21 protein-coding genes are annotated in these 22,637 nt (G+C 63.7%); 12 read left to right on the top strand and 9 right to left on the bottom strand.

Annotated features, from left to right (window positions below; all coding sequences use genetic code 11):
- Positions 1-30 precede the first annotated feature (30 nt).
- On the top strand, positions 31-1,023 hold the full coding sequence (locus FHW75_RS02000) for a hydrolase (protein WP_019097915.1): 993 nt from the start codon (positions 31-33) through the stop codon (positions 1,021-1,023).
- A gap of 12 nt (positions 1,024-1,035) precedes the next feature.
- Here the strand turns inward: FHW75_RS02000 and FHW75_RS01995 are convergent, their stop codons facing one another.
- Positions 1,036-1,890 (bottom strand): sulfurtransferase, encoded by an 855-nt coding sequence (locus FHW75_RS01995; RefSeq protein ID WP_183673073.1) that lies wholly within the window; start codon positions 1,888-1,890, stop codon positions 1,036-1,038.
- Positions 1,891-1,925: 35 nt separating this feature from the next.
- Positions 1,926-2,591 (bottom strand): TetR/AcrR family transcriptional regulator, encoded by a 666-nt coding sequence (locus tag FHW75_RS01990; RefSeq protein ID WP_019097917.1) that lies wholly within the window; start codon positions 2,589-2,591, stop codon positions 1,926-1,928.
- 151 nt (positions 2,592-2,742) lie between these two features.
- Between FHW75_RS01990 and FHW75_RS01985 the strand changes: the two genes are divergently transcribed.
- The 5 genes from FHW75_RS01985 (at position 2,743) to FHW75_RS01965 (ending at position 7,240) form a co-directional block, all read left to right on the top strand.
- Complete coding sequence (locus FHW75_RS01985; RefSeq protein ID WP_183673072.1) at positions 2,743-4,173, top strand: coniferyl aldehyde dehydrogenase; 1,431 nt, start codon at positions 2,743-2,745, stop codon at positions 4,171-4,173.
- Positions 4,174-4,183: 10 nt separating this feature from the next.
- The gene (locus tag FHW75_RS01980; RefSeq protein ID WP_027610006.1) at positions 4,184-4,669 is read left to right on the top strand and encodes a hypothetical protein; all 486 of its coding nucleotides are present in this window, start codon (positions 4,184-4,186) and stop codon (positions 4,667-4,669) included.
- A 20-nt stretch (positions 4,670-4,689) separates the two neighbouring features.
- On the top strand, positions 4,690-6,288 hold the full coding sequence (locus FHW75_RS01975; protein ID WP_027614833.1) for a GMC family oxidoreductase: 1,599 nt from the start codon (positions 4,690-4,692) through the stop codon (positions 6,286-6,288).
- A 112-nt stretch (positions 6,289-6,400) separates the two neighbouring features.
- Entirely contained in the window at positions 6,401-6,880 is a 480-nt protein-coding gene (coaD, locus tag FHW75_RS01970) for a pantetheine-phosphate adenylyltransferase (protein WP_003249065.1), read from the top strand.
- 108 nt (positions 6,881-6,988) lie between these two features.
- Positions 6,989-7,240 (top strand): YfhL family 4Fe-4S dicluster ferredoxin, encoded by a 252-nt coding sequence (locus FHW75_RS01965; RefSeq protein ID WP_016489663.1) that lies wholly within the window; start codon positions 6,989-6,991, stop codon positions 7,238-7,240.
- A 30-nt stretch (positions 7,241-7,270) separates the two neighbouring features.
- On the opposite strand, the gene mutM is transcribed toward FHW75_RS01965, so the two are convergent.
- Positions 7,271-8,083, bottom strand: a complete 813-nt coding sequence (gene mutM / locus FHW75_RS01960; RefSeq protein ID WP_016712536.1) for a bifunctional DNA-formamidopyrimidine glycosylase/DNA-(apurinic or apyrimidinic site) lyase — start codon at positions 8,081-8,083, stop codon at positions 7,271-7,273.
- A gap of 3 nt (positions 8,084-8,086) precedes the next feature.
- Positions 8,087-8,905 carry an HDOD domain-containing protein gene (locus FHW75_RS01955; RefSeq protein WP_174244685.1) on the bottom strand — a complete coding sequence of 273 codons (819 nt, stop codon included), beginning with the start codon at positions 8,903-8,905 and terminating at the stop codon, positions 8,087-8,089.
- A gap of 178 nt (positions 8,906-9,083) precedes the next feature.
- Between FHW75_RS01955 and FHW75_RS01950 the strand changes: the two genes are divergently transcribed.
- The gene (locus tag FHW75_RS01950; protein ID WP_019097921.1) at positions 9,084-10,280 is read left to right on the top strand and encodes a class I SAM-dependent rRNA methyltransferase; all 1,197 of its coding nucleotides are present in this window, start codon (positions 9,084-9,086) and stop codon (positions 10,278-10,280) included.
- Between the two features lie 37 nt (positions 10,281-10,317).
- Here FHW75_RS01950 and FHW75_RS01945 read toward each other — a convergent pair whose 3' ends face one another.
- Entirely contained in the window at positions 10,318-10,974 is a 657-nt protein-coding gene (locus tag FHW75_RS01945; RefSeq protein ID WP_016712539.1) for a magnesium transporter, read from the bottom strand.
- Between the two features lie 477 nt (positions 10,975-11,451).
- Between FHW75_RS01945 and ilvD the strand changes: the two genes are divergently transcribed.
- Both ilvD and FHW75_RS01935 read left to right on the top strand, forming a co-directional pair.
- Positions 11,452-13,293, top strand: coding sequence for a dihydroxy-acid dehydratase (gene ilvD, locus FHW75_RS01940; protein WP_019097922.1), 1,842 nt, complete (start codon positions 11,452-11,454; stop codon positions 13,291-13,293).
- Between the two features lie 184 nt (positions 13,294-13,477).
- The gene (locus FHW75_RS01935) at positions 13,478-13,756 is read left to right on the top strand and encodes a hypothetical protein (RefSeq protein ID WP_033693760.1); all 279 of its coding nucleotides are present in this window, start codon (positions 13,478-13,480) and stop codon (positions 13,754-13,756) included.
- A gap of 2 nt (positions 13,757-13,758) precedes the next feature.
- On the opposite strand, the gene FHW75_RS01930 is transcribed toward FHW75_RS01935, so the two are convergent.
- Positions 13,759-14,814: a phosphorylcholine phosphatase gene (locus FHW75_RS01930; RefSeq protein WP_025752222.1), complete on the bottom strand. Its 1,056-nt coding sequence runs from the start codon at positions 14,812-14,814 to the stop codon at positions 13,759-13,761.
- A 244-nt stretch (positions 14,815-15,058) separates the two neighbouring features.
- Here FHW75_RS01930 and FHW75_RS01925 point away from each other — a divergent pair, with 244 nt between their 5' ends.
- The gene (locus tag FHW75_RS01925; protein ID WP_016712541.1) at positions 15,059-16,450 is read left to right on the top strand and encodes an L-cystine transporter; all 1,392 of its coding nucleotides are present in this window, start codon (positions 15,059-15,061) and stop codon (positions 16,448-16,450) included.
- 36 nt (positions 16,451-16,486) lie between these two features.
- Here the strand turns inward: FHW75_RS01925 and FHW75_RS01920 are convergent, their stop codons facing one another.
- Positions 16,487-17,002 (bottom strand): dihydrofolate reductase, encoded by a 516-nt coding sequence (locus tag FHW75_RS01920; protein ID WP_019097924.1) that lies wholly within the window; start codon positions 17,000-17,002, stop codon positions 16,487-16,489.
- Positions 17,003-17,056: 54 nt separating this feature from the next.
- Here FHW75_RS01920 and FHW75_RS01915 point away from each other — a divergent pair, with 54 nt between their 5' ends.
- Positions 17,057-18,448: a DUF2868 domain-containing protein gene (locus FHW75_RS01915; protein ID WP_033694512.1), complete on the top strand. Its 1,392-nt coding sequence runs from the start codon at positions 17,057-17,059 to the stop codon at positions 18,446-18,448.
- On the top strand, positions 18,441-19,805 hold the full coding sequence (locus FHW75_RS01910; protein ID WP_183673070.1) for a GTPase/DUF3482 domain-containing protein: 1,365 nt from the start codon (positions 18,441-18,443) through the stop codon (positions 19,803-19,805). The genes FHW75_RS01915 and FHW75_RS01910 overlap by 8 nt, the downstream gene beginning before the upstream one ends.
- A 62-nt stretch (positions 19,806-19,867) precedes the next feature.
- On the opposite strand, the gene FHW75_RS01905 is transcribed toward FHW75_RS01910, so the two are convergent.
- Together FHW75_RS01905 and FHW75_RS01900 are read right to left on the bottom strand one after the other, a co-directional pair.
- The gene (locus FHW75_RS01905) at positions 19,868-20,893 is read right to left on the bottom strand and encodes a putative 2-aminoethylphosphonate ABC transporter substrate-binding protein (protein WP_183673068.1); all 1,026 of its coding nucleotides are present in this window, start codon (positions 20,891-20,893) and stop codon (positions 19,868-19,870) included.
- An 18-nt stretch (positions 20,894-20,911) separates the two neighbouring features.
- Positions 20,912-22,636 (bottom strand): putative 2-aminoethylphosphonate ABC transporter permease subunit, encoded by a 1,725-nt coding sequence (locus FHW75_RS01900; protein ID WP_183673066.1) that lies wholly within the window; start codon positions 22,634-22,636, stop codon positions 20,912-20,914.
- Position 22,637: the final 1 nt, after the last annotated feature.

Genomic DNA, 22,637 nt, shown 5'->3' with positions numbered 1-22,637 from the left:
TCTAGGCAGGCACATCACGAGTCGCCCAGTATGCCCAGCCAAAGCGCCACATTTCGCCCGGCCACCGGCCTTTCCAATCCCCACCTGCAAACCCTGTGGGGGCCCCTGTGGCGCAAGCTGCCTGAACTGCAGCGCAACCGCGAGCGGCTGTGGCTGGCCGACGGCGACTTCATCGACCTCGACTGGCATGGCCCCCATGAACCTCATGCACCACTGGTGCTTGTGCTGCATGGGCTGACCGGCTCGTCACATTCGCCCTATGTGAAAGGCTTGCAGCAAGCGCTGCAAGGGCGCGGTTGGGCCAGCGTGGCAGCGAACTGGCGCGGTTGCTCGGGCGAACCCAACCTGTTACCACGCAGCTACCACTCCGGCGCCAGTGAAGACCTGGCGGAAATTGTCAGCCACCTGCGCGCCCAACGCCCCTTGACGCCACTGTATGCAGTGGGCTACTCGCTGGGCGGCAATGTACTGTTGAAATACCTGGGCGAAAGCGGGGTTGCCAGCCAACTGGAAGCAGCGGTTGCCGTGTCGGTGCCCTTTCGTCTGGACCACTGTGCAGACCGTATCGGCCAGGGGTTTTCCAAGGTGTATCAGGCGCACTTCATGCGCGAAATGCTGGCGTATGTGCAGCTCAAACAGCGGCACTTCCACGAGCAGGGTCAGCACGATCGGCTGGCGGCGTTGGAGCGCCTGGGGCAACTGACCAACTTGCGCACATTCTGGGACTTCGACGGCAAAGTCACCGCACCACTCAACGGCTTTCGCGATGCGCACGACTACTATCGCCGCTCATCGAGCCACTTCTTCCTCGGCCAGAACCGCACGCCAACGCTGATCATCCATTCCAGCGATGACCCGTTCGTGTCCGGCCATAGCCTGCCAACGGCCCGTGAGCTGGCGCCACAAACCTGCTTCGAACTGCACAGCCGCGGTGGTCATGTGGGCTTTGTCGATGGCAGCCTGCGAAATCCGGGGTACTACCTGGAGCGGCGGATTCCGCAGTGGCTGGTGGACGGCCAATAGGGCGCTTACCGATTACTCGCCAGTGGCTACGCCATGCTCCGGATCATTGATCCACTCGCTCCAGGACCCGGCATACAGCTTGCCCAACGGGTACCCCGCCAGCGCCAGCGCAAACAGGTTGTGGCAAGCCGTCACCCCAGACCCACAATAAGACACGAGTTGCTCTGGCGCGCGCCCGGCCAGCTTTTCGGCAAAGCGCTGCTTGAGCTGCTCCGCCGGCAAAAAGCGCCCATCAGCCCCCAGGTTGTCGGTAAACGCTGCGCACTGGGCCCCGGGAATATGCCCCGCCACCGGATCGATCGGCTCCACTTCACCGCGAAAACGCGGCAAGGCACGCGCATCGATCAAGGTCAGGTCACTGCTACCCAGGCGCTTGCCCAGGTGGTCGGCATCGATCAGCAGCCTGGCGTCCGGCTCGCCCTTGAAGTTGCCTTCGCGTTTGGGCGGCGGGTCCAGGCTCAGCGGCAGGTGCGCGGCATGCCAGGCCTTCAGGCCACCGTCGAGAATCGCCACACCGCTGCGCTTGCCCAGCCAGACCAACAGCCACCAGGCACGGGCGGCAAAGGCACCGGGGCCGTCGTCGTACAGCACCACCTCACTGTCGTTGTCCATGCCCCACTCACGCAGGCGCGCGACCAGCCGCTGCGCATCGGGCAATGGGTGGCGCCCGGTGCGCCCCTTGCTCACCGGCCCGCTGAGGTCGCGGTCAAGGTCGGCAAAATGCGCCCCAGCGATATGCCCTTGGGCATAGCTGCGTTGGCCGTAGTCCACATCCTCAAGGGCAAAGCGGCAGTCGAGAATCACCAGCTTGGGCGCGTCCAGGCGCTCGGCCAACTGCTGCGGGGTGATCAATTGCGCAAGGGGCATGACAATCTCCTGATCGATGGCACTTGGGCCCTGGGCTACAACTCCAGGGCCTGGTTGAACGGTACATGGAATTCCTGGCACAAGGCGTCCACGGCAGCGCGGGCGTTGTCGGTCACATAGCCGAGCTCCAGCACCAGCACCTGATAGACGCCGCGTTTGAAAGCTTCTTCACCCAAATGCGCGGAATGTTCACGCGTGGTGCTGAGAAAACGCACCCACGATGTCAGCACGATCCAGGCATTGATGGTCAGCGACTCGATCTGTGCCGGCGCCATGGCCAGAATGCCCGCCTCGACAAAGCCACGGTAGATCGCCTGGCCCTGGCGCAGGCAGCGCTCGGAAAAGCGCCGGTAACGGGCGGCCAGTTCGGCATCGCTGTCCAGCAGGTGCTCCAGGTCGCGGTGCAGGAAGCGGTAGTTCCACATGGCGGCCAGCAAGGCCTTGAGGTAGAAGCGCTTGTCCTCCACGGTGGCCGCGCGGCCTTGTGGCGGGCGCAGGAAGCTGTCCACCAGCTCTTCATACTGGCTGAACAACAGGGCGATGATCGCCTGCTTGTTGGGGAAGTGGTAATACAGGTTGCCGGGCGAGATTTCCATGTGCGCGGCAATGTGGTTGGTACTGACGCTGCGTTCGCCCTGCTGGTTGAACAGCTCCAGGCTGTTCTGCACGATGCGCTCTCGGGTCTTCATGCGCGGGGCCATGCTCAGCTCCCAGTCTGCGGGCCTTCTTCAAAGGGCCATCTTACGGCGTATTGCAGGTGGAATGCACCGTTCGAACACGTGGAAAAATTCGCACCATCGTGCAGATTAGAGTATAGGCTCTAGAGATTCCCTGCCCGGACTCGACACCGCCATGAACTCGCCCAGTGCCTTGCCCCCTGTGCAATCCGACCTCGACCTTGCAGCGTTGTTCGCAGCCCAGCGCCAGGCCTTTGCAGGTACCCCCCTGCCACCGGCCGCCCAGCGCCGGCAATGGCTGAAAAGCCTGCGTGAAGCCCTGTTGGCCAGCCAGGATGAACTGATCGAGGCCATCAGCGAGGACTTTACCGGACGCAGCGCCGACGAGACCTTGCTGGCCGAGTTGCTGCCCTCGATACAGGGCCTGCGCCACGCCGAAAAACACCTGCAGCGCTGGATGCGCGCCAGCCGGCGACGCGTTGGTCTGGCCTTCCAGCCAGCCAGCGCGCAGGTGCGATACCAACCGCTGGGGGTGGTCGGCATCATCGTGCCGTGGAACTACCCGCTGTTCCTCGCCATCGGCCCGCTGACTTGCGCGCTGGCTGCCGGTAACCGGGTCATGCTCAAGCTCAGCGAAGCCACACCCGCCAGTGGCCAGGTACTGAAGCGGCTGTTAGAGCGAGTGTTTCCCGCCGACCTGGTCAGCGTGGTACTCGGCGAGGTCGAGGTGGGCCAGGCCTTCGCCCGCCTGCCCTTCGACCACCTGCTGTTTACCGGCGCCACCAGCGTGGGCCGCCAGGTGATGCTGGCTGCGGCGCAGAACCTGACGCCGGTCACCCTGGAACTGGGCGGCAAGTCGCCCGCCATCGTGTCGGACGACGTGCCCCTGGACACTGCCGCCGAGCGCATCGCCTTCGGCAAAACCCTCAACGCCGGCCAGACCTGCGTCGCCCCCGACTATGTGCTGGTGCCGCGTGATCGGCTGGCGGCCTTCAGCGACGCCTACCAGCGCGCCGTTCAGCGCCTGTACCCGCGCATCGCCGACAACCCTGACTACACCGCCATCATCAACCCACGCCAGCTGCAGCGTTTACAGTACCTGCTGGATGATGCCCGCGAAAAAGGTGCGCAAGTGCTCGACCTGTACCCTGGCGAGCCCCGCCAAGGCCGACGCCTGCCGCCACACCTGCTGCTGGCCGTGAGTGACGACATGCAGGTGATGCAGGACGAAATCTTCGGCCCGCTGCTGCCGCTGGTGCCCTACGACAGCCTCGACCAGGCGCTGGCCTACATCAACCAACGCCCGCGCCCGCTGGCGCTTTACTACTTCGGGTATGACCGGGCCGGGCAGGAACACGTGCTGCGCCACACCCACTCTGGCGGCGTGTGCCTGAACGACACCCTGCTGCATGTGGCCCAGGACGACCTGCCCTTCGGCGGCATCGGCCCCTCGGGCATGGGCCACTACCATGGCCACGACGGCTTCCTGACCTTCAGCAAGGCCAAGGCCGTGCTGGCCAAGCAACGTTTCAACGCCGCGCGGCTGATTTACCCGCCTTATGGCAAAGCCTTGCAGCGCCTGGTCTACAAGCTGTTCATCCACTGAGGGGCAGCCTGTGCACCGTCGTGATCTGCTGCGTTTCAGCCTTGGCGCCAGCATCTTTCTGAGTGCAACCGGCCTGGTCGGCTGCACTGCGCAAACCGGTGCACAGGGTTACCAACTACTGCGCGACGACGACCTGCCACTGCTGCGTGCGCTGATCCCGGTGGTGCTGGCCGGCACGCTGGCCACCGATAAATCGGTGCTGCACAGCCTCGACCACAAGCTGGCGGCCTTGTCGCCGGAAATGCTCAAGCTCACCCGGCAACTGTTCGACCTGCTCAGCCTGCCGCTTACCCGTGGCCCGTTGACCGGTGTCTGGGGCGCCTGGGAACAGGCCAGCGCCACCCAAGTCACAGCCTTCCTGCAACGTTGGCAGGACAGCTCACTGAACCTGCTACGCATGGGCCACGCTTCATTGCTGCAACTGCTGCAAATGGCCTGGTACGAACGCCCCGAGTCCTGGGCCGCCTGCGGTTACCCGGGCCCACCGAAAATCTGAAAACAACAAGAGCATCGCCAATGCCTGTAGCCGACCCGTTTCGCCAAGGCCTCGAACGCGGCTGGATCACCCATGACGCGTCACGCCTGGAGCACGACCTTTTGCTGGAGGCCGATATTGCCGTGATTGGCAGCGGTGCCGGCGGCGCCACCAGCGCACAAATGCTCAGCGCCGCCGGTTTCAAGGTGCTGTTGATCGAAGAAGGCCCGCTCAAGACCAGCAGCGACTTCCACCTGTTGGAAAACGAAGCCTATGCAACCCTGTATCAGGAGGGCCTGGGGCGCATGAGCAAGGATGGCGCCATCACCATCCTGCAAGGCCGCGCCGTAGGCGGCACCACGTTGGTGAACTGGACGTCGAGCTTTCGTACCCCGCCGCAGACGCTGGCGCACTGGGCCTCGGCCCACGGCGTGACGGGCCTGGGCGAAGATGACCTGCGCCCCTGGTTCGAGCGCATGGAGCAGGACCTGGGCATTACGCCATGGGCCATGCCACCCAATGCCAACAACGACGTACTGCGCCGAGGCTGCGAACAGTTGGGTTACCGCTGGGCGATTATCCCGCGCAACGTACGCGGCTGCTGGAACCTGGGCTACTGCGGCATGGGCTGCCCGGTGAATGCCAAGCAATCGATGTTGGTAACCCGTATTCCCGCCGCCCTCGACCACGGCGGCGAACTGCTGTACCTGGCCCGGGCGGAGCGCTTCGCCCACAACGGCGAGCGCATCCAGGGCCTCACATGCCTGGCCCTGGATGCCCAAGGCGTACACCCCACCGGTAGGCAGGTCAGCATCCGTGCGCGCCATTACCTGCTTGCCGGCGGCGGCATCAACAGCCCGGCCCTGCTGCTGCGTTCCGACGCGCCTGACCCCCACGACCGCCTGGGCAAGCGCACCTTCCTGCACCTGGTGAACTTCAGCGCAGCGCGCTTCAAGGACCGCATCGACCCTTACTACGGCGCCCCGCAGTCCATCTACAGCGACCACTTCCAGTGGCAAGGCGGCACGGATGGCCCGGTCGGCTACAAACTGGAAGTGCCGCCGTTGCACCCGGCCCTGGCCAGCACCCTGCTGGGTGGGCACGGCCAAGAAAACGCCCAGCGTATGGCCGAGTTGCCGCACACCCATGCGATGTTGGCGCTGCTGCGTGATGGCTTCCACCCCGAGAGCCAGGGCGGTGCCGTGGAGCTGCGTGGCGATGGCTCACCGGTGCTCGATTACCCGGTCACCGACTACCTGCGCGACGGATTGCGTCGCGCCTACCGCAGCATGGCGCAGATCCAGTTTGCCGCCGGCGCTACCCAGGTCACCCCCGTGCACAGCGATGCCAACGCCACGTCCAGCCTGGAACAGGCCTTGGCCATGATCGACACGTTGCGCCTGGAACCCTTGCGCATACGCCTGGGCAGCGCCCATGTGATGGGGGGATGTGCGCTGGGCGAAGACCCGCGCCAAGCGGTGTGTGACAGCCTGGGCCGTCACCACCAGCTGGAAAACCTGTCCGTCCACGACGGTTCGCTGTTCCCCACCAGCATCGGCGCCAACCCGCAACTCTCGGTGTATGCCATCAGCGCCAGGCTCACCGAAGCACTTGTCGCCCGCCTGGCACGCAACGCATGACAACGAATACGCCCCCTGTCTATAGTGCCATCAGCCGGCCGCATGACTTGGCCGGGGCGCCGTCGCTGCGCTACCATCCGACTCCCCAACGCACTCCAGCCAGGATGACGCGATGAACCGAGTGTTGTACCCGGGTACTTTCGACCCCATTACCAAAGGCCATGGCGACCTGGTCGAACGCGCTTCGCGGCTGTTCGACCATGTGATCATCGCAGTGGCGGCCAGCCCGAAGAAAAACCCCCTGTTCCCGCTGGAACAACGGGTGGAGCTCGCCCGTGAGGTCACCAAGCACCTGCCCAATGTCGAAGTCATCGGCTTCTCTTCCCTGTTGGCGCATTTCGCCAAGGAACAGGGCGCCAACGTCTTCCTGCGTGGCCTGCGTGCCGTGTCCGACTTCGAATACGAGTTCCAGTTGGCGAACATGAACCGGCAACTGGCCCCCGATGTCGAGAGCCTGTTCCTCACGCCTTCTGAGCGTTATTCGTTCATTTCCTCGACGTTGGTCCGGGAAATCGCTGCGCTGGGTGGAGATATCAGCAAGTTCGTCCACCCGGTGGTGGCCGACGCGCTGACCGAACGCTTCAAGAAGTAACCCTGATCGCCTGATTGTCGCGCCCGCGTGCACTGCGGGCGCGAATGCGGCACAATTGTGCCCATTGCGTTGAACATGCCCGGGCGGTGAGCCCCGGCCGGAGTCCCCATGTCCCTGATCATCACCGACGATTGCATCAACTGCGACGTCTGCGAACCCGAGTGCCCGAACGAGGCTATCTCCCAAGGCGAAGAGATCTATGTGATCGACCCTAACCTGTGCACCCAGTGCGTGGGCCACTACGACGAGCCGCAGTGCCAGCAGGTCTGCCCGGTCGACTGCATCCCGCTGGATGAAGCCCACCCGGAAACCGAAGAACAACTGATGGCCAAGTACCGCCGCATTACCGGCAAGGACTGATCGCCACCAGGCAAGGGCCTCGCCCTTGCCTTAGCGCTGGCAACGCGGGCAGTACACGCTCGCCCGCTGCCCCAGCTTCACCTCGCGCAACTCCGTGCCACACACCTTGCACGGCTGCCCGCCGCGACCATAGACGAACAATTCCTGCTGGAAGTACCCCGGCTGCCCATCGCCCCCGATAAAGTCGCGCAGGGTGGTGCCCCCTTGCTCGATTGCCGCCGCCAGCACACGCTTGATCTCGATCGCCAGCTTCAGGTAGCGCGCCCGGGAAATCCCGCCCGCCTCCCGGCGTGGGTCAATCCCTGCAGCAAACAGTGCCTCAGTGGCATAGATGTTGCCCACCCCCACCACCACTGCGTTGTCCATGATGAAGGGCTTGACCGCCATCGACCGCCCGCGCGACAGCTGGAACAGGCGTTCGCCGTCGAACAGGTCGGTCAACGGCTCTGGCCCCAGGCGCAGCAGCAATTCGTGGTTCAGCGGGTCCAGGCTCCACAGCATGGCCCCAAAGCGGCGCGGGTCGGTGTAGCGCAGCATCAGCCCCGACTCCAGCTCGATATCGACATGTTCATGCTTGGCCGCCGGCAAACCCAGCTCAACCAGCCGCAGGTTACCCGACATGCCAAGGTGGCTTATCAACGTGCCGACTTCGGCATTGATCAACAGGTACTTGGCACGCCGCTCGACGCTGACAATGCGCTGCCCCGACAGGCGTACGTCCAGGTCTTCCGGAACGGGCCAGCGCAGGCGCCGGTCGCGTACCACCACACGGCTGACGCGTTGGCCTTCCAGGTGCGGCGCAATACCGCGCCGGGTGGTTTCTACTTCGGGTAATTCCGGCATGTGTCAGTGCCCGCCCAGCTCGCGAATGTTCTGCTTGAGGTTTTCGAAATCGTATTCCGACAAGCCAATGTAATCGAGCACCAGCGGGCCCACCACATTCCATTCATGGTCCACCGCCTGGTTGCCCAGCACCCGGTAGGACGCGCAAATGTGCTCGGCCATCTTCAACACCGCCAACAGGTTTTTCAGCTGGCTCTGGGTATTGCGCGAACTCTCGTCGCGGAACACCGCCAGGGCATTGTGGTGGTTGGCGATGGCTGCACTGAGGTGCTCGGGCAGGCGCCACGACTTGGCGGTGAAATAGCCGACCACCGAATGGTTGGTGTTGAACGTATGGTTTTCAGTATCGACCACGCGCGTTTCTTCGCCGGCCTTGGCGTACGCCTCCTCCAGCACCTCCATGTAATTGGGGAAGCGCTTGAGCATCAACGGCACGCCGCAGTCATGGAACAGGCCCAGTGTGTACGCCTCGTCCGCTGCCTGGATACCGGTGCGCTTGGCCAGGGTCAGGCAGGTGTTCGCCACGTCCTGAGCGGTATCCCAGAAGCGGTTGAGGGTAACGATGGTCTCATCGCTCATCTCCCCCTTGATCGACTGGGCGTTGATCAGGTTGATGATCGAACGGCTGCCCAGCAGGTTCACCGCGCGCTGGATCGAGCCGATCTTGTTGGACAGGCCGAAGTGCGGCGAGTTAACCAGTTTGAGCAAGGCACCGGAGAGGCCCGGGTCCTGGGAAATCAGCTTGGCGATGGTTTCCAGGTCCGGGTCAGGCATGTACTGCTCGAACTGCAGATCGACCATGATCTGCGGTTGCGGCGGGATGGTGATGCCTTGCAAGGCTTGCTGGATCTGTTCGGCGCTGAGTTCTTGGGACATACGTGCACACTCGTTTAGGACGGGGGATTCTAACCCAGTTGAGTGCGCAAGCGCTTTGTCGCGCCTCGAACAGAAGTTCGGGCCAACAGGTTATACTCCCGCTCTTTTTTCCCGGAGCGACGTCATGTCCCTGCCCAGCCTTCGCCTCAAAGCCAATGCCGACCGCCGTCTGCGCGCCGGCCACCTGTGGGTCTACAGCAACGAAGTCGACGTCAGCGCGACCCCGCTGCAAGGCTTCCAGGCCGGCCAGCAGGCTGTTCTCGAGGCAGCCAACGGCAAGCCTCTGGGCATCGTTGCACTCAGCCCGAACAACCTGATCTGCGCCCGCTTGCTGTCGCGCGACATCAAGCTGCCGCTGGACAAGTCGCTGCTGGTTCACCGCCTCAACGTCGCCCTGTCGCTGCGTGAGCGCCTGTTCGACAAGCCGTGCTACCGCCTGGTCTATGGCGACTCCGACCTGCTGCCGGGCCTGGTGGTCGACCGCTTCTTCGACATCCTCGTGGTGCAGTTGGCCTCGGCCACCATGGAAGCCCACAAGGACGACGTGATCGCCGCCCTGGTTCAGGTGCTCAAGCCCAGCGGCATCCTGTTCAAGAACGACTCCGCCGCACGTGACGCCGAAGGCTTGCAGCGCTATGTCGAAACCGTCTACGGCGAAGTACCGGACTGGGTGCCGCTGGAAGAGAACGGCGTCAAGTTCGAAGCCCCGGTGCGTGAAGGCCAGAAGACCGGCTGGTTCTACGACCACCGCATGAACCGTGCGCGCCTGGCCCCCTATGTAAAAGGCAAGCGTGTACTCGACCTGTTCAGCTACATCGGTGGCTGGGGCGTGCAAGCGGGTGCCTTCGGCGCCAGCGAAGTGTTCTGTGTCGATGCTTCTGGCTTTGCCCTGGATGGTGTGGAGCGCAACGCGGCACTCAACGGCATCAGCGAGAAACTGACCTGCATCGAAGGCGACGTGTTCGAGGCCTTGCGCGAACTGAAGGCCGCCGAAGAGCGCTTCGACGTGATCATTGCCGACCCACCCGCCTTCATCAAGCGCAAGAAAGACCTGAAGAACGGTGAAGCGGCCTACCGCCGCCTGAACGAGCAGGCCATGCGCATGCTGAGCAAGGACGGCATCCTGGTCAGCGCCTCGTGCTCGATGCACCTGCCCGAGGACGACCTGCACAACATCCTGCTGACCAGCGCCCGCCACCTGGACCGCAACATGCAGTTGCTCGAGCGCGGCGGCCAAGGCCCGGACCACCCGGTGCACCCGGCCATCGCCGAGACCCGTTACATCAAGAGCATCACCTGCCGGTTGCTGCCAAACAGCTGATTGCTGTCGGTCGGGGGCCTTGCGCCCCCGGCCCGCTTCAAATATCCAGAACGTGCGTCGCAATCCCGAAGTACACCAATACCCCCGCTGCATCGGCAATCGATGTAATCAGTGGCCCGCTGGCTGTCGCTGGGTCCAGCCGCAAGCGGCTCAGCAGAAATGGCAGGCTCATGCCGATCAGGCTTCCAACCAGTACGATGATCACCATGCTGCTGGCTACGATCAGGGCAATTTGCGGCCCGCCGCGCAGTACCCCCAAGGACGCCACGGCAACAGCCATGGTGCATCCCAGAGCCAATGCAACCCCGAACTCCCGCCCCAACATGCGCCACCAGTCACGCATGGCCACTTCACCCGTCGCCAGGCCTCGTACCATCAGCGTTGCAGACTGAGCACCAGCATTACCGCCGCTGTCCACCAGCAATGGCAGGAAGAATACCAAGGCGATATGGGCGGCGATGGTTTCCTCGAAAGCGGCGATACCCGCCCCAGAAAACAGGTTGCCAAACACCAGCAAAACCAGCCATAGCACGCGCTTTCGGTAGAGCAAACCAAGGGTCGCATCGCGCAAGTTACCGACATGGTTGGTGATTGAAGCGCCCTTGTGAAAGTCCTCTGTCGCTTCGCGCCGTTGGGCCTCCAGGGCTGCATGGGCGTTCGACTGAAGGGTGTTTTTATCGATTTGATGTTGCATGAAGTTCTCCAGGCGCCGACGCAGGCGCCTGCAGACTTCAGCCTCGCGGACTCAAGCCTTCGGCAGCCCTGGCGGCGGCGCGCTCAGTGCCAGATAGCAGGTTCATGTGGAACCGGTAACTGGGAAGGTCCATTGAGGGTTATCTCGTTAAACCGCACATGCGGCGGCCGGATGATAGTTAGTCGAGGTGCGCAAGTCAGCCCGTTGGGGGATGTTTCGGAAGCGTCCTACAGGTACCGGCTGTACGGGCAAATTCACCGACCAGGCACATCTTCATTCCCTCGCCGCGCCAGCGGTGTAGAATCGGCCTATTCATCGCCAGTCATCCCCGGCGGGTTTATGAGCTCTGGCCAAGCACGCGGCGATCCCGCGCGGTCTTCGGCCTCATCCGTGCCAGTGGCAACCGGCCTGCGGCGCAAAGGACAAGAGAAGCTCACTCCCCTTTTTGTGACCTGATTAAGCCGCCAGGAGTGTTTCATGCCTGATTATCGTTCCAAGACGTCCACCCAAGGCCGCAACATGGCCGGCGCCCGTGCCCTGTGGCGCGCCACCGGGATGAAGGACGAAGACTTCAAGAAACCGATCATCGCCATCGCCAACTCGTTCACCCAGTTCGTCCCGGGCCACGTGCACCTGAAGGACCTGGGCCAACTGGTTGCCCGCGAAATCGAGCGCGCCGGTGGCGTGGCCAAGGAATTCAACACCATCGCGGTCGATGACGGCATCGCCATGGGCCACGACGGCATGCTGTACTCGCTGCCAAGCCGCGAGATCATTGCCGACGCCGTGGAATACATGGTCAACGCCCACTGCGCCGACGCCATTGTGTGCATCTCCAACTGCGACAAGATCACCCCCGGCATGCTGATGGCCGCCCTGCGCCTGAACATCCCGGTGATCTTCGTTTCCGGCGGCCCGATGGAAGCCGGCAAGACCAAGCTGGCCAGCCACGGCCTGGACCTGGTCGACGCCATGGTCATCGCAGCCGATTCCTCGGCTTCGGACGAAAAAGTCGCCGAGTACGAGCGTAGCGCCTGCCCGACCTGCGGTTCGTGCTCCGGCATGTTCACCGCCAACTCGATGAACTGCCTGACCGAAGCCCTGGGCCTCGCCCTGCCGGGCAACGGCTCGACTCTGGCCACTCACTCCGACCGCGAGCAGCTGTTCCTCACCGCCGGCCGCACCATCGTGGAGCTGTGCAAGCGCTACTACGGCGAGAACGATGAGTCGGTGCTGCCGCGCAGCATCGCCAACTTCAAGGCTTTCGAAAACGCCATGATGCTCGACATCGCCATGGGTGGCTCGACCAACACCATCCTGCACCTGCTGGCTGCCGCCCAGGAAGGCGAGGTGGCGTTCGACCTGCGCGACATCGACCGCCTGTCGCGCAAAGTGCCACAGCTGTGCAAAGTGGCGCCGAACATCCAGAAGTACCACATGGAAGACGTACACCGCGCCGGCGGCATCTTCAGCATCCTCGGTTCGCTGGCCCGTGGCGGCCTGCTGCACACCGACCTGCCGACCGTGCACAGCCGCAGCATGGAAGAAGCCATCGCCAAATGGGACATCACCCAGACCGATGACGAAGCCGTGCACACCTTCTTCAAGGCAGGCCCTGCCGGCATCCCGACCCAGACCGCGTTCAGCCAGTCGACCCGTTGGGAAACCCTGGATGACGACCGCGAAAACGGCTGCATCCGCAGCTTCGAGCACGCTTATTCGCAAGAAGGCGGCCTGGCCGTGCTGTACGGCAACATCGCACTCGACGGTTGCGTGGTGAAAACCGCCGGTGTCGACGAGTCGATCCACGTGTTCGAAGGCACCGCGAAAATCTTCGAAAGCCAGGACAGCGCCGTACGCGGCATCCTCGCTGACGAAGTGAAGGCCGGCGACATCGTGATCATCCGCTACGAAGGCCCGAAAGGCGGCCCGGGCATGCAGGAAATGCTGTACCCGACCTCGTACCTGAAGTCCAAAGGCCTGGGCAAGGCTTGCGCCCTGCTCACCGACGGCCGCTTCTCGGGCGGCACTTCGGGCCTGTCGATCGGCCACGCCTCGCCTGAGGCTGCTGCTGGTGGTGCCATCGGCCTGGTGCGCGATGGCGACAAGGTATTGATCGACATCCCTAACCGTTCGATCAACCTGCTGGTCAGCGATGAAGAGCTGGCTGAGCGTCGTGTAGAGCAGGACAAGAAGGGCTGGAAGCCTGCCGAAGTACGCCCACGCAAGGTGACCACTGCGCTGAAGGCCTACGCCCTGCTGGCGACCAGTGCCGACAAGGGTGCTGTGCGCAACAAGGCTATGTTGGAAGGCCTGTAAGAAGCGTCTGAAAACACCAACCGGCGCCCCGTGCGCCGGTTTTTTTTGCTTTTCCGCTCCCATACTGCCTAAAAAGCAGCCTTAGGGGGCAATGGCAGCCATGAGTTGGAAAAGCCTGCTGTACAGCGTGACCATAGGGTACGCATGCCTGGTACCCACCTCTACCCAAGGTCAGGAGCGTGCAATGACCGGAGCCATCAGTTTCAGGGGCTCGGTACATGTACCTGGTTGTCGCCATGCCTGGGATGCCGAACAAGGGCGCTTGGTGCTTACCGATTGCCCCAGCGCCTTTCTTCCATCAGACGCACCCCCTGTCCATTTGCAAGCCAAGAACATTTTCTCTGGCGAGTACACCACGGTCATTCATCAAGAGACCCTGGCCGGTCACACGTTCGCCATTCACGACCGCTACGGCAAACGTGTTTCCAGCGGCAGTTATCGAATCACGGTACACGTACCATGAGCCTACTGGATCTGCTCCGGCGTCACGATCACCCAGTTCTTGTCCGCCGTCACCGACAGCCCTTCCTTGGCCTGCGCCGCCGCATTCTTGGCAATCATCCCGTTAAGCTGGTCCATGTACTTGGCCTTGCGGTTTATCCACAGGTGAATACCGCCCTTGCCTACATCCACCCCATGAAACTGCATGTAACCGTCACTGGTCGGCGTGTCGCCCCCCACCAGCACCGGCTTCTTCCACTCATCGATATAGGTCAGGATCGCCGCCTGCTTGCCCGCCATCCAGGTGGCGGGGGTCCACAGGTACGGGGTCAGTTCCAGCCCTTCGTTGGCCTTGGCGTCATAGTGCCCGGCGCTGATCTGCTTGCGTGCCGTGGTCAGCTGGCCATTGGTGCGGTCTTTCAGCAGCAGGCTCACACCAATCACGTTCTGCGGCTTCACGTTGTACCCGTACTTGGGGTCTGACGCGACCATGCGCACCAGCTCTTCCGAAGCCGCCGAAATCACGTACACCTCGATGCCGTTCTCCATCAGCTTGTTGTACAGCTCGGCCTGGCCTTTGAAGACCTTGGGCGGCTGTACCTCGATGGCCTTGACCTGGTCCCCGTCGTAATAGGTGCTGGGGATCGGCTTGGTGGAGGCCATCAGCTCATCCACCTGCACTTTCAGCTCCTTCAGGGTAAAGCCCGAGAACACCTGGGCCACCCACGGATAGCAGACCATGTCGTCAACTTCGCACAACCGGTAGTAGTAGCTGAACAGGCTTTCCTTGTGCTCGGCGGTGTCCTTGAACGGCATCAGCTTCAACGACGGGTCGAGCTTGTCGCGGCTCAGCAGCCCCTTGTTTTCCATGAATGGCAGCAGGGCTTCTTCAAGGTCATAGCGGTAACTGGTGTTGTCCATGTCGAACACCGCGTAATTACCTTTGTTGGCATTCGCGGCAATCATGCTGTCGAGCTGTTTGGCTGCTTCTGCAGGCCAATGCTTGAGCTCGGTGGCGAAGGTTTCGATACTGAACAGCAGGGACAGGCCGAGGGCCACGGCTTTAGGGGCGCGCTTCATGTACGAATCTCCTGAAATGACCCGGAAACGCTAGTGCAACATTCCCCGTCAACGGCCCTCGATAACGACCTTCATGCAGCTGCAAACGCCGTGTTCATTGCAATCTGCGACACGCCGTTATTCCATAAACGACTATGCACATTCCATTTGGATATAAATTCGTTTGTTTTCAGCCTGTTAGCATTTCCGTTCGCAATCGCTCACAGAGGCGATGCTTCCTTTGCTTTTTTTCGCTGGAGCTTCAATGAACCTGCCGCTGTCCCTTAACCTGCTGGCGTTCCTGGCCCTGTTGCTGGGCCTGGCACAAACCCGCCGTACCGACTGGAGCCTGGCCAAGAAGGTGCTGCTGGGCCTGGTGCTGGGTGTGCTCTTCGGCCTGGCCCTGCACACGATCTACGGCGCGGGCCACCCGGTGCTCAAGGCCACCATCGCCTGGCTCGACCTGGTCGGCAACGGCTATGTCGGCCTGTTGCAGATGATCGTCATGCCGCTGATCTTCGCCTCGATTCTCAGCGCCGTGGCACGCCTGCACAATGCCTCTTCGCTGGGCCGCATCAGCGTGCTGAGCATCGGCACCCTGCTGCTGACCACCGCCATTGCCGCGCTGATCGGCATCGTGCTGACCAACCTGTTCGGCCTCAGCGCCGAAGGCCTGGTGGCCGGCGCCCAGGAAAGCGCACGCATGCAGGTTATCCACAGCGACTATGCCGGCAAGGTCGCCGACCTCAACATCCCGCAGCTGCTGCTCTCGTTCATCCCCAGCAACCCGGTGGGTGACCTGGCGCGGGCCAAGCCGACTTCGATCATCAGCGTGGTGATCTTTGCCGTGTTCATCGGCTTGGCGGCCTTGCAGCTGATCAAGGACGATGCCGAGAAAGGCGAACGTGCCCTGTCGGCCATCGACACCCTGCAAGCCTGGGTGATGCGCCTGGTGCGCGTGGTGATGAAACTGACCCCGTATGGCGTGCTGGCGTTGATGACCAAGGTAGTGGCCAGCTCGAACATGGAAGACATCCTCAAGCTGGGCAGCTTCGTGGTGGTGTCGTACCTGGGCCTGGCGCTGATGTTCGTGGTGCACGGTATCATCCTCGCCGCCACTGGCGTGAGCCCGCTGCGCTTCTTCCGCAAGGTGTGGCCGGTGCTGACCTTCGCCTTCACCAGCCGCTCCAGCGCCGCCAGCATTCCGCTGAACATCGAGGCGCAAACCCGCCGCCTGGGCGTGCCGCAGTCGATTGCCAGCTTCAGCGCATCATTCGGCACCACCATTGGCCAGAACGGCTGTGCCGGCCTTTACCCCGCCATGCTGGCGGTGATGGTTGCACCGGCAGTGGGCATCGATACCTTCGACCCGCTGTGGATCGCCACCCTGGTGGCCATCGTCACGTTGAGCTCGGCAGGGGTTGCCGGTGTAGGCGGTGGTGCCACCTTTGCCGCGCTGATCGTGCTGCCGGCCATGGGCTTGCCGGTGGAGCTGGTGGCATTGCTGATTTCGGTGGAGCCGCTGATCGACATGGGGCGCACGGCGTTGAACGTGAACGGTTCGATGACGGCGGGCGTGGTCACCAGCCAACTGCTGAAAGAGACTGACAAAGCTGTGCTGGCGGGCGATGAGCATGCCGAATTGAGCCATACTTGACGCGTCACCCAGGGCTGCTATGCAGCCCCGGCAATCTCAAACCCTGTCCCAGACCTCGAAGTGATAGGCAGGCTTACCTTCTTCAGCCTGCGCCTCACTCGACGCCAGCTTCCACTGCCCCTCATCAAACGCCGGGAACCACGCGTCCCCTTCCGGTGCCATTTCCACCCGCGTCAGGTACATCCGGCTGACCAGCCCTTGCTCCAGCGCCTGCCCATACAGCTGCGCCCCGCCAATCAGCATCAGCTCATCAACGCCTTGCTCACGCGCCCACTGCTCGGCCCGCACCAGCGCCCCCTCAAGGGAAGCGAACACCTCGGCGCCTGCCAGCTCAAGCCCCGGCTGGCGGCTGACGACGATGTTCAACCGCCCGGGCAGTGGCCGCCCCAGCGAGTCCCAGGTCTTGCGCCCCATGATGATCGGCTTGCCCAGGGTGGTGGCCTTGAAGTATTTGAAATCCCCCGGCAAATGCCAGGGCATGGAGTTGTCGATGCCGATCACGCGGTTTTCAGCGTATGCCGCGATCAGGCTGAGGGGGAGTGATGTATTCATGCCAGCGAGGATAGCACCGGGCGTGTGGGTTATGCTTCTGCCCTGACCTGTGCAATGGAAGACCTTGTGACTGCACCCACTTCACTGGACAAGCGCTGGCTCACCGAAGCGGTACGCCTGCGTGAAGAACATGCCGGCCCTCTGGAAGACCAGGAGGCCAACCGCCGCGCCCGCCAACTGGGCGGCGACCTGGCGGCCCGTATCGAAACCCGTGCGCTGTGCCTGGCCGAACGCGACGGCATGACTGTCGCCTTGCACCACTGGAAGCAGGGGGCGCGCCTGGCGCTGCTGGCCTTGTTGCTGCTGGCCGTGCTCAGCGGCGCCGGCATGGCACTGGCCGCCCTGGGCGATGGGCAACGGCCGGTCAACGTATTCTGGGCCTTGGGCAGCCTGCTCGGGCTGAACCTGCTGATGCTGCTGGGCTGGGCCGTCGGCCTTGCCATCAGTGGCGAGCACGGCGCGGGGCTGGGCCGCCTGTGGCTATGGCTTAGCGAACGCTTTGCCCGCGATGCCAAAGCCGCGCACTTGGCACCTGCGCTGCTAGTGCTGCTGCAACGCCAGCGGCTCAACCGCTGGCTGCTCGGCCTGCTGGTACACGGCCTGTGGCTGCTGGCGATGCTCACCGCGCTGGGCATGCTGCTGGCCTTGCTGGCGACCCGGCGCTATGGCTTCGTCTGGGAAACCACGCTGCTTGCCGCCGACCCGTTCATCCACCTGACCCAGGCCCTGGGCGCCCTGCCCTCGTTGCTGGGCTTTGCCATACCCGACGAGGCCATGATCCGCGCCAGCGGCGACACCTTGCCCGCGCTGGACCTGGCCCGCCAGGCCTGGGCCAGCTGGCTGCTCGGCGTAGTGCTGGTGTATGGCCTGCTGCCGCGCTTGCTGCTGGCCGCGTTATGCCTGTGGCGCTGGCGCCAGGGCCGCGAGCGCCTGACGCTGGACCTTAGCCTGCCCGGCTACGCGCACCTGCGAGATGCGCTGATGCCCCGCAGCGAGCGCATCGGCGTGCAGGACGCGGCCCCCGAGGCCTTGCCACAGTTTGCCGCCGGCCAGCTGGAAAGCGGCAGCAGCGGTGCCCTGCTGATCGGCCTGGAACTGGACGACCAGCGCCCTTGGCCGCCCGCCCTGCCCAAAAACGTGATCGATGCCGGTGTGCTCGATAGCCGCGAATCGCGCAACCGCCTGCTTGAACAACTTGGCCGCTTCCCGCCCGCACGCCTGGCCATCGCCTGCGACCCACGGCGTTCACCCGACCGCGGCAGCCTGGCACTGCTCGCCGAACTGGCGCGCAATGCCGGTGCGACCCGAATCTGGCTACTACAGGCCGCGCCTGGTCAGGCCCTCGATTCCCAGCGCCTGGGTGACTGGCACGAAGCCCTCGACCGCCTTGGCCTGGCGCATGCCGACACCTCGCCATTGACCTGGCTGGAGCATGGCCATGACTGAGCCGCTGAAACTGGCCGTGGTCGGCCACACCAACGTCGGCAAGACCTCGCTGCTGCGCACCCTCACCCGTGACGTCGGCTTTGGCGAAGTCTCCCACCGCCCCAGCACCACCCGCCATGTGGAAGGTGCGCGCTTGTCGGTGGACGGCGAACCCTTGCTGGAGCTGTACGACACACCGGGCCTGGAAGATGCCATCGCCTTGCTCGACTACCTCGAACGCCTGGAGCGCCCGGGCGAGCGCCTGGACGGCCCGGCCCGCCTGGAGCGCTTTCTTCAGGGCAGCGAAGCACGCCAGCGTTTCGAGCAGGAGGCCAAGGTGCTGCGCCAGCTGCTGGCCAGCAATGCCGGCCTGTACGTGATCGATGCGCGTGAGCCGGTGTTGGCCAAATACCGCGACGAGCTGGAAGTGCTGGCCAGCTGCGGCAAGCCGTTGCTGCCGGTGCTCAACTTCGTCGCCAGCCACCAGCACCGCGAGCCGCAATGGCGTGAAGCCCTTGCGCGGATTGGGCTTCACGCGTTGGTGCGGTTCGACAGCGTGGCCCCGCCCGAGGATGGCGAGCGGCGTTTGTACGAGAGCCTGGCCCTGTTGCTGGAAGACGCTCGCCCTGCCCTGCAGCGGCTGATCGACGACCAGCAGGCACAGCGCCTGGCGCGCCAGCACAGCGGCAAGCGCCTGATCGCCGAGCTGCTGCTGGACTGCGCCGCCTGCCGGCGCAGTGTCGAGGCTGAGCCGGCGGCCGAAGCCAGGGCCATCGAAGCGCTACGCCGGGACATACGTCAGCGGGAGCAGCGCTGCGTCGAGGCACTGCTCAAACTGTATGCCTTCCGCCGCGAAGACGCCCATGCCAGCGACCTGCCATTGCTGGATGGCCGGTGGGGTGACGACCTGTTCAACCCCGAAACCCTGAAGCTGCTGGGCGTACGCCTGGGCAGCGGTGTGGCAGCCGGGGCGGCCGCCGGTGCCGGGGTTGATTTGCTGGTTGGCGGCCTTACCCTCGGTGCAGCGGCCTTGGCAGGTGCAATTGCCGGTGGTGCGCTGCAGACGGCACGCAACTATGGTTCGCGGTTGATGAGCAAGCTAAAGGGCAAACGCGAGTTGACCGTGGACGACACGGTATTGCGCTTGCTGGCCTTGCGTCAGCAGCAGTTGATGGTTGCGCTGGACAACCGCGGGCATGCGGCGCAGGACAGCATCAGGCTGGGTGAGCTGGATGAAAAGGCCTGGCGTGAAGGCAAGTTGCCAGAGGCGCTGGTAAAGGCGCGGGCACATCCGCAGTGGTCGACGCTCAATCCAGGGTCGAAGCTGAATCAGGCTGAGCGGCAGGAACAGCTAGAGGCGTTGGTTTCTCAGTTTTGAGTAAACAGGCCTGGCCTCTTCGCGGGTTACCCGCGAAGAGGCCAGAGCTGCAAAGCGAAAGGTTACTGCTGGGCCACCTTCTCCGACTTACCGTCATAGCGCTTGCGCCATTCAGCCAGAATCTGGTCGCGGTTCTGCGAGGCCCAGGCAAAGTCGTTCTTGATCAGGCGCTGTTCATAGTCCGCTGGCAACTCGGTCTGCGGCTTGGCAATGCCCGGCGCCGCCAGCACGGCGAAGTTCTCCTTGTACAACTCCATGGCTGCGGGGCTTGCCGAAAAATCGGCCAGACGCTTGGCCGCGTCCGCCTTGCGCGAGCCCTTGATCACCGCAGTCGCCTCGATCTCCCAACCCAGGCCTTCCTTCGGCAGCACGATGTCCAGCGGCGCGCCCTGGCGCTTGAGCTGCACGGCCGGGTATTCGAACGAGATACCGATCGGGAACTCGCCCGCCGCCGCCAGCTTGCATGGCTTGGAGCCGGAGTGAACGTACTGCCCGATGTTCTGGTGCAGCGCATCCATGTAGGCCCAGCCCTGCGGCTCACCGAAGGTCTGCAACCAGGCGCTGACATCAAGGAAACCCGTGCCAGACGAGGCCGGGTTAGGCATCACGATCTTGCCCTTGTACTCCGGCTTGGTCAGGTCTTGCCAGCTCACCGGTTTGCTCAGGCCCTGCTTCTCGGCCTCGATGGTGTTGAAGCAGATGGTCGCGGCCCACACGTCCATGCCCACCCAGGCCGGTGGGTTTGCGGCATCGCGGTAGTTGGCGGCGATCTTGCCCAGGTCTTTCGGCGCGTAGGCTTCCAGCATGCCGTTCTGGTCGAGAATGGCCAGGCTGGACGCCGCCAGGCCCCACACGGCGTCAGCTTGCGGGCGGTCCTTCTCGGCCAGCAGCTTGGCGGTGATGATGCCGGTGGAGTCGCGTACCCACTTGATCTCGATGTCCGGGTTGGCCTTTTCGAAGGCCTGCTTGTAGCTCTTCAGCTGTTCAGCTTCCAGGGCGGTGTAGACCGTCAGCTGGGTACCGGCGGCCAAGGCCTGCAGGCTGAACACGGCAGAAACGGCAGCGGCAAGTGCAAGGTGCTTGTACATGGGTAGGTTCCTTACAGGTCAGACGGTCGCGGCGCGTTGGCGCCAGGCTTGGGAGCGGCGCAGCAGGCCGCGTGAGGCTGCGGCCAGCAGCAGTGAAGCGCCGGCACTGGTCAGCAGAATCAGGGTGGACATGGCAGCAGCACCGCCCACGTTGCCGGCGTCGTCCATGTTCAGCACGGCAACGGCGGCCAGAATGGTGTCGGGGCTGTACAGGAAGATCGCCGCCGACACGGTGGTCATGGCCGAGACGAACAGGTAGCGGATGATGTCCAGCAGTGCCGGCAGGCAGATCGGCACAGTCACCCGCAGGAAGTGCTTGTACAACGGTGCCTTCAGCGACAGCGCGGCGGCCTCGAACTCGCCGTCGAGCTGGCGCAGTGCCGTGGTTGCGGTCATCTGCGCGGTGGTCAGGTAGTGAGCAATGGTGCACACCACCAGCAGCCCCATGCCGCCATACAACACATGCAGCGGGTTGCCGTTCAGGTTGAAGAAGAAGACGTAGCCCAGGCCCAGTACCAGGCCTGGCACGGCCATGGGAATGAAACTGAGCAGGCGCAGCATCTGGTTAAGCAGGCGCTGGCCCTGGCTTTTCTCCATCAGGTAGGCACCGGTGAAGATCACGATGCTGCCGATCAGCGCGGTGCCAAAGGCCATGGTCACGCTGTTGCGATAAGCCAGCCAGCCGCCACCGGCGGTGTCTTCGAACATGTAATGGCGCAGCGACAACGACAGGTTGTACGGCCAGAAGGTGACCAGCGAGGAATACACCGCCATGCCGATCACCAGCAGCAACGCCGCGCACACCAGCAACACGATGGCCAGGAAGCAGGCATCTCGGCTGCGCGATGGCTTGGGCTCGAACACCTGGGCACGGCCGCTCATGGCTTCGCCCTGGCGCCGACGCAGCCAGGCATCGACCGTGAAGTTGAACAGCGCCGGCAGCAGCAGGACCATGCCGATCAACGCGCCACGGCCGAACTGTTGCTGGCCCACCACCGCCTTGTAGGCCTCCAGTGCCAGTACCTGATAGTCACCACCGACCACGACCGGTACACCGAAGTCGGTGATGGTCAGGGTGAACACAAGGCAGAACGCCGCGAATACCGCTTGCCGCGTGGCTGGCCAGGTGATGCTGGTAAATGCCCGGCACGGGCCGGCGCCCATGCTGGAGGCCGCATCGAACAGCCGGGCATCGGCCAACGACAGCGTCGACAGCAGGATCATCAGCGCATGCGGGAAGGTGTAGATCGCCTCGCCCAGCACGATGCCCCAGAAACCGTAGATGTTGTCGCTGAGCAACCCGCGCAGCAGCCCCTGGTTACCGAACAGGTAGACCAGCGCGATGGCCGGCAGCATCGACGGCGCCAGCAGCGGCAGCAGGGAAATCCCCCGCCATACGCCCTTGGCCGGGATCCGCGTGCGTTGCAGCGCATAGGCGAACAGGTACGCCAGCGGCACCACGATGGCCGCCACGGTGAAAGCCACCGACAGGCTGTTGCCCAGCAACCAATGGAAATTGTCGCTGGCGAACAGTTCGCGGGCTGCCAGCAGGCCGCCACCCTGGCCCGCGTCAGCGCTGAAGCCACGCCAGAAGATCGCCAGCAGTGGCATCAGCACGGCCAGCACCAGAAGGATCAGCAGCAGGCTCTTGCCGCCGACGACGAACAACCGGTCACCCAGGGCGATGCCAGCTCGCGGCATGGGGTTGGCCTGGGTCAGCGGCAGGGACATTGGCGCGGCCATC

Origin of the sequence: Pseudomonas sp. OG7, assembly GCF_014192825.1 — a bacterium.
GTDB classification, from domain to species: domain Bacteria; phylum Pseudomonadota; class Gammaproteobacteria; order Pseudomonadales; family Pseudomonadaceae; genus Aquipseudomonas; species Aquipseudomonas monteilii.
The sequence above is the reverse complement of the archived record's forward strand: the minus strand, read 5'-3'. Positions and strand labels throughout refer to the sequence as shown.

What these genes read in the sequence shown, in the direction of transcription:
- FHW75_RS01920 (WP_019097924.1), bottom strand. Translation starts at nt 17,002, where the DNA reads ATGAATACATCACTCCCCCTCAGCCTGATCGCGGCATACGCTGAAAAC.
- mutM (WP_016712536.1), bottom strand. Translation starts at nt 8,083, where the DNA reads ATGCCGGAATTACCCGAAGTAGAAACCACCCGGCGCGGTATTGCGCCG.
- FHW75_RS01905 (WP_183673068.1), bottom strand. Translation starts at nt 20,893, where the DNA reads ATGTACAAGCACCTTGCACTTGCCGCTGCCGTTTCTGCCGTGTTCAGC.
- FHW75_RS01910 (WP_183673070.1), top strand. Translation starts at nt 18,441, where the DNA reads ATGACTGAGCCGCTGAAACTGGCCGTGGTCGGCCACACCAACGTCGGC.
- ilvD (WP_019097922.1), top strand. Translation starts at nt 11,452, where the DNA reads ATGCCTGATTATCGTTCCAAGACGTCCACCCAAGGCCGCAACATGGCC.
- FHW75_RS01985 (WP_183673072.1), top strand. Translation starts at nt 2,743, where the DNA reads ATGAACTCGCCCAGTGCCTTGCCCCCTGTGCAATCCGACCTCGACCTT.
- FHW75_RS01975 (WP_027614833.1), top strand. Translation starts at nt 4,690, where the DNA reads ATGCCTGTAGCCGACCCGTTTCGCCAAGGCCTCGAACGCGGCTGGATC.
- FHW75_RS01915 (WP_033694512.1), top strand. Translation starts at nt 17,057, where the DNA reads ATGGAAGACCTTGTGACTGCACCCACTTCACTGGACAAGCGCTGGCTC.
- FHW75_RS02000 (WP_019097915.1), top strand. Translation starts at nt 31, where the DNA reads ATGCCCAGCCAAAGCGCCACATTTCGCCCGGCCACCGGCCTTTCCAAT.
- FHW75_RS01935 (WP_033693760.1), top strand. Translation starts at nt 13,478, where the DNA reads ATGACCGGAGCCATCAGTTTCAGGGGCTCGGTACATGTACCTGGTTGT.
- coaD (WP_003249065.1), top strand. Translation starts at nt 6,401, where the DNA reads ATGAACCGAGTGTTGTACCCGGGTACTTTCGACCCCATTACCAAAGGC.
- FHW75_RS01945 (WP_016712539.1), bottom strand. Translation starts at nt 10,974, where the DNA reads ATGCAACATCAAATCGATAAAAACACCCTTCAGTCGAACGCCCATGCA.
- FHW75_RS01925 (WP_016712541.1), top strand. Translation starts at nt 15,059, where the DNA reads ATGAACCTGCCGCTGTCCCTTAACCTGCTGGCGTTCCTGGCCCTGTTG.
- FHW75_RS01900 (WP_183673066.1), bottom strand. Translation starts at nt 22,636, where the DNA reads ATGGCCGCGCCAATGTCCCTGCCGCTGACCCAGGCCAACCCCATGCCG.
- FHW75_RS01930 (WP_025752222.1), bottom strand. Translation starts at nt 14,814, where the DNA reads ATGAAGCGCGCCCCTAAAGCCGTGGCCCTCGGCCTGTCCCTGCTGTTC.
- FHW75_RS01995 (WP_183673073.1), bottom strand. Translation starts at nt 1,890, where the DNA reads ATGCCCCTTGCGCAATTGATCACCCCGCAGCAGTTGGCCGAGCGCCTG.
- FHW75_RS01990 (WP_019097917.1), bottom strand. Translation starts at nt 2,591, where the DNA reads ATGGCCCCGCGCATGAAGACCCGAGAGCGCATCGTGCAGAACAGCCTG.
- FHW75_RS01965 (WP_016489663.1), top strand. Translation starts at nt 6,989, where the DNA reads ATGTCCCTGATCATCACCGACGATTGCATCAACTGCGACGTCTGCGAA.
- FHW75_RS01950 (WP_019097921.1), top strand. Translation starts at nt 9,084, where the DNA reads ATGTCCCTGCCCAGCCTTCGCCTCAAAGCCAATGCCGACCGCCGTCTG.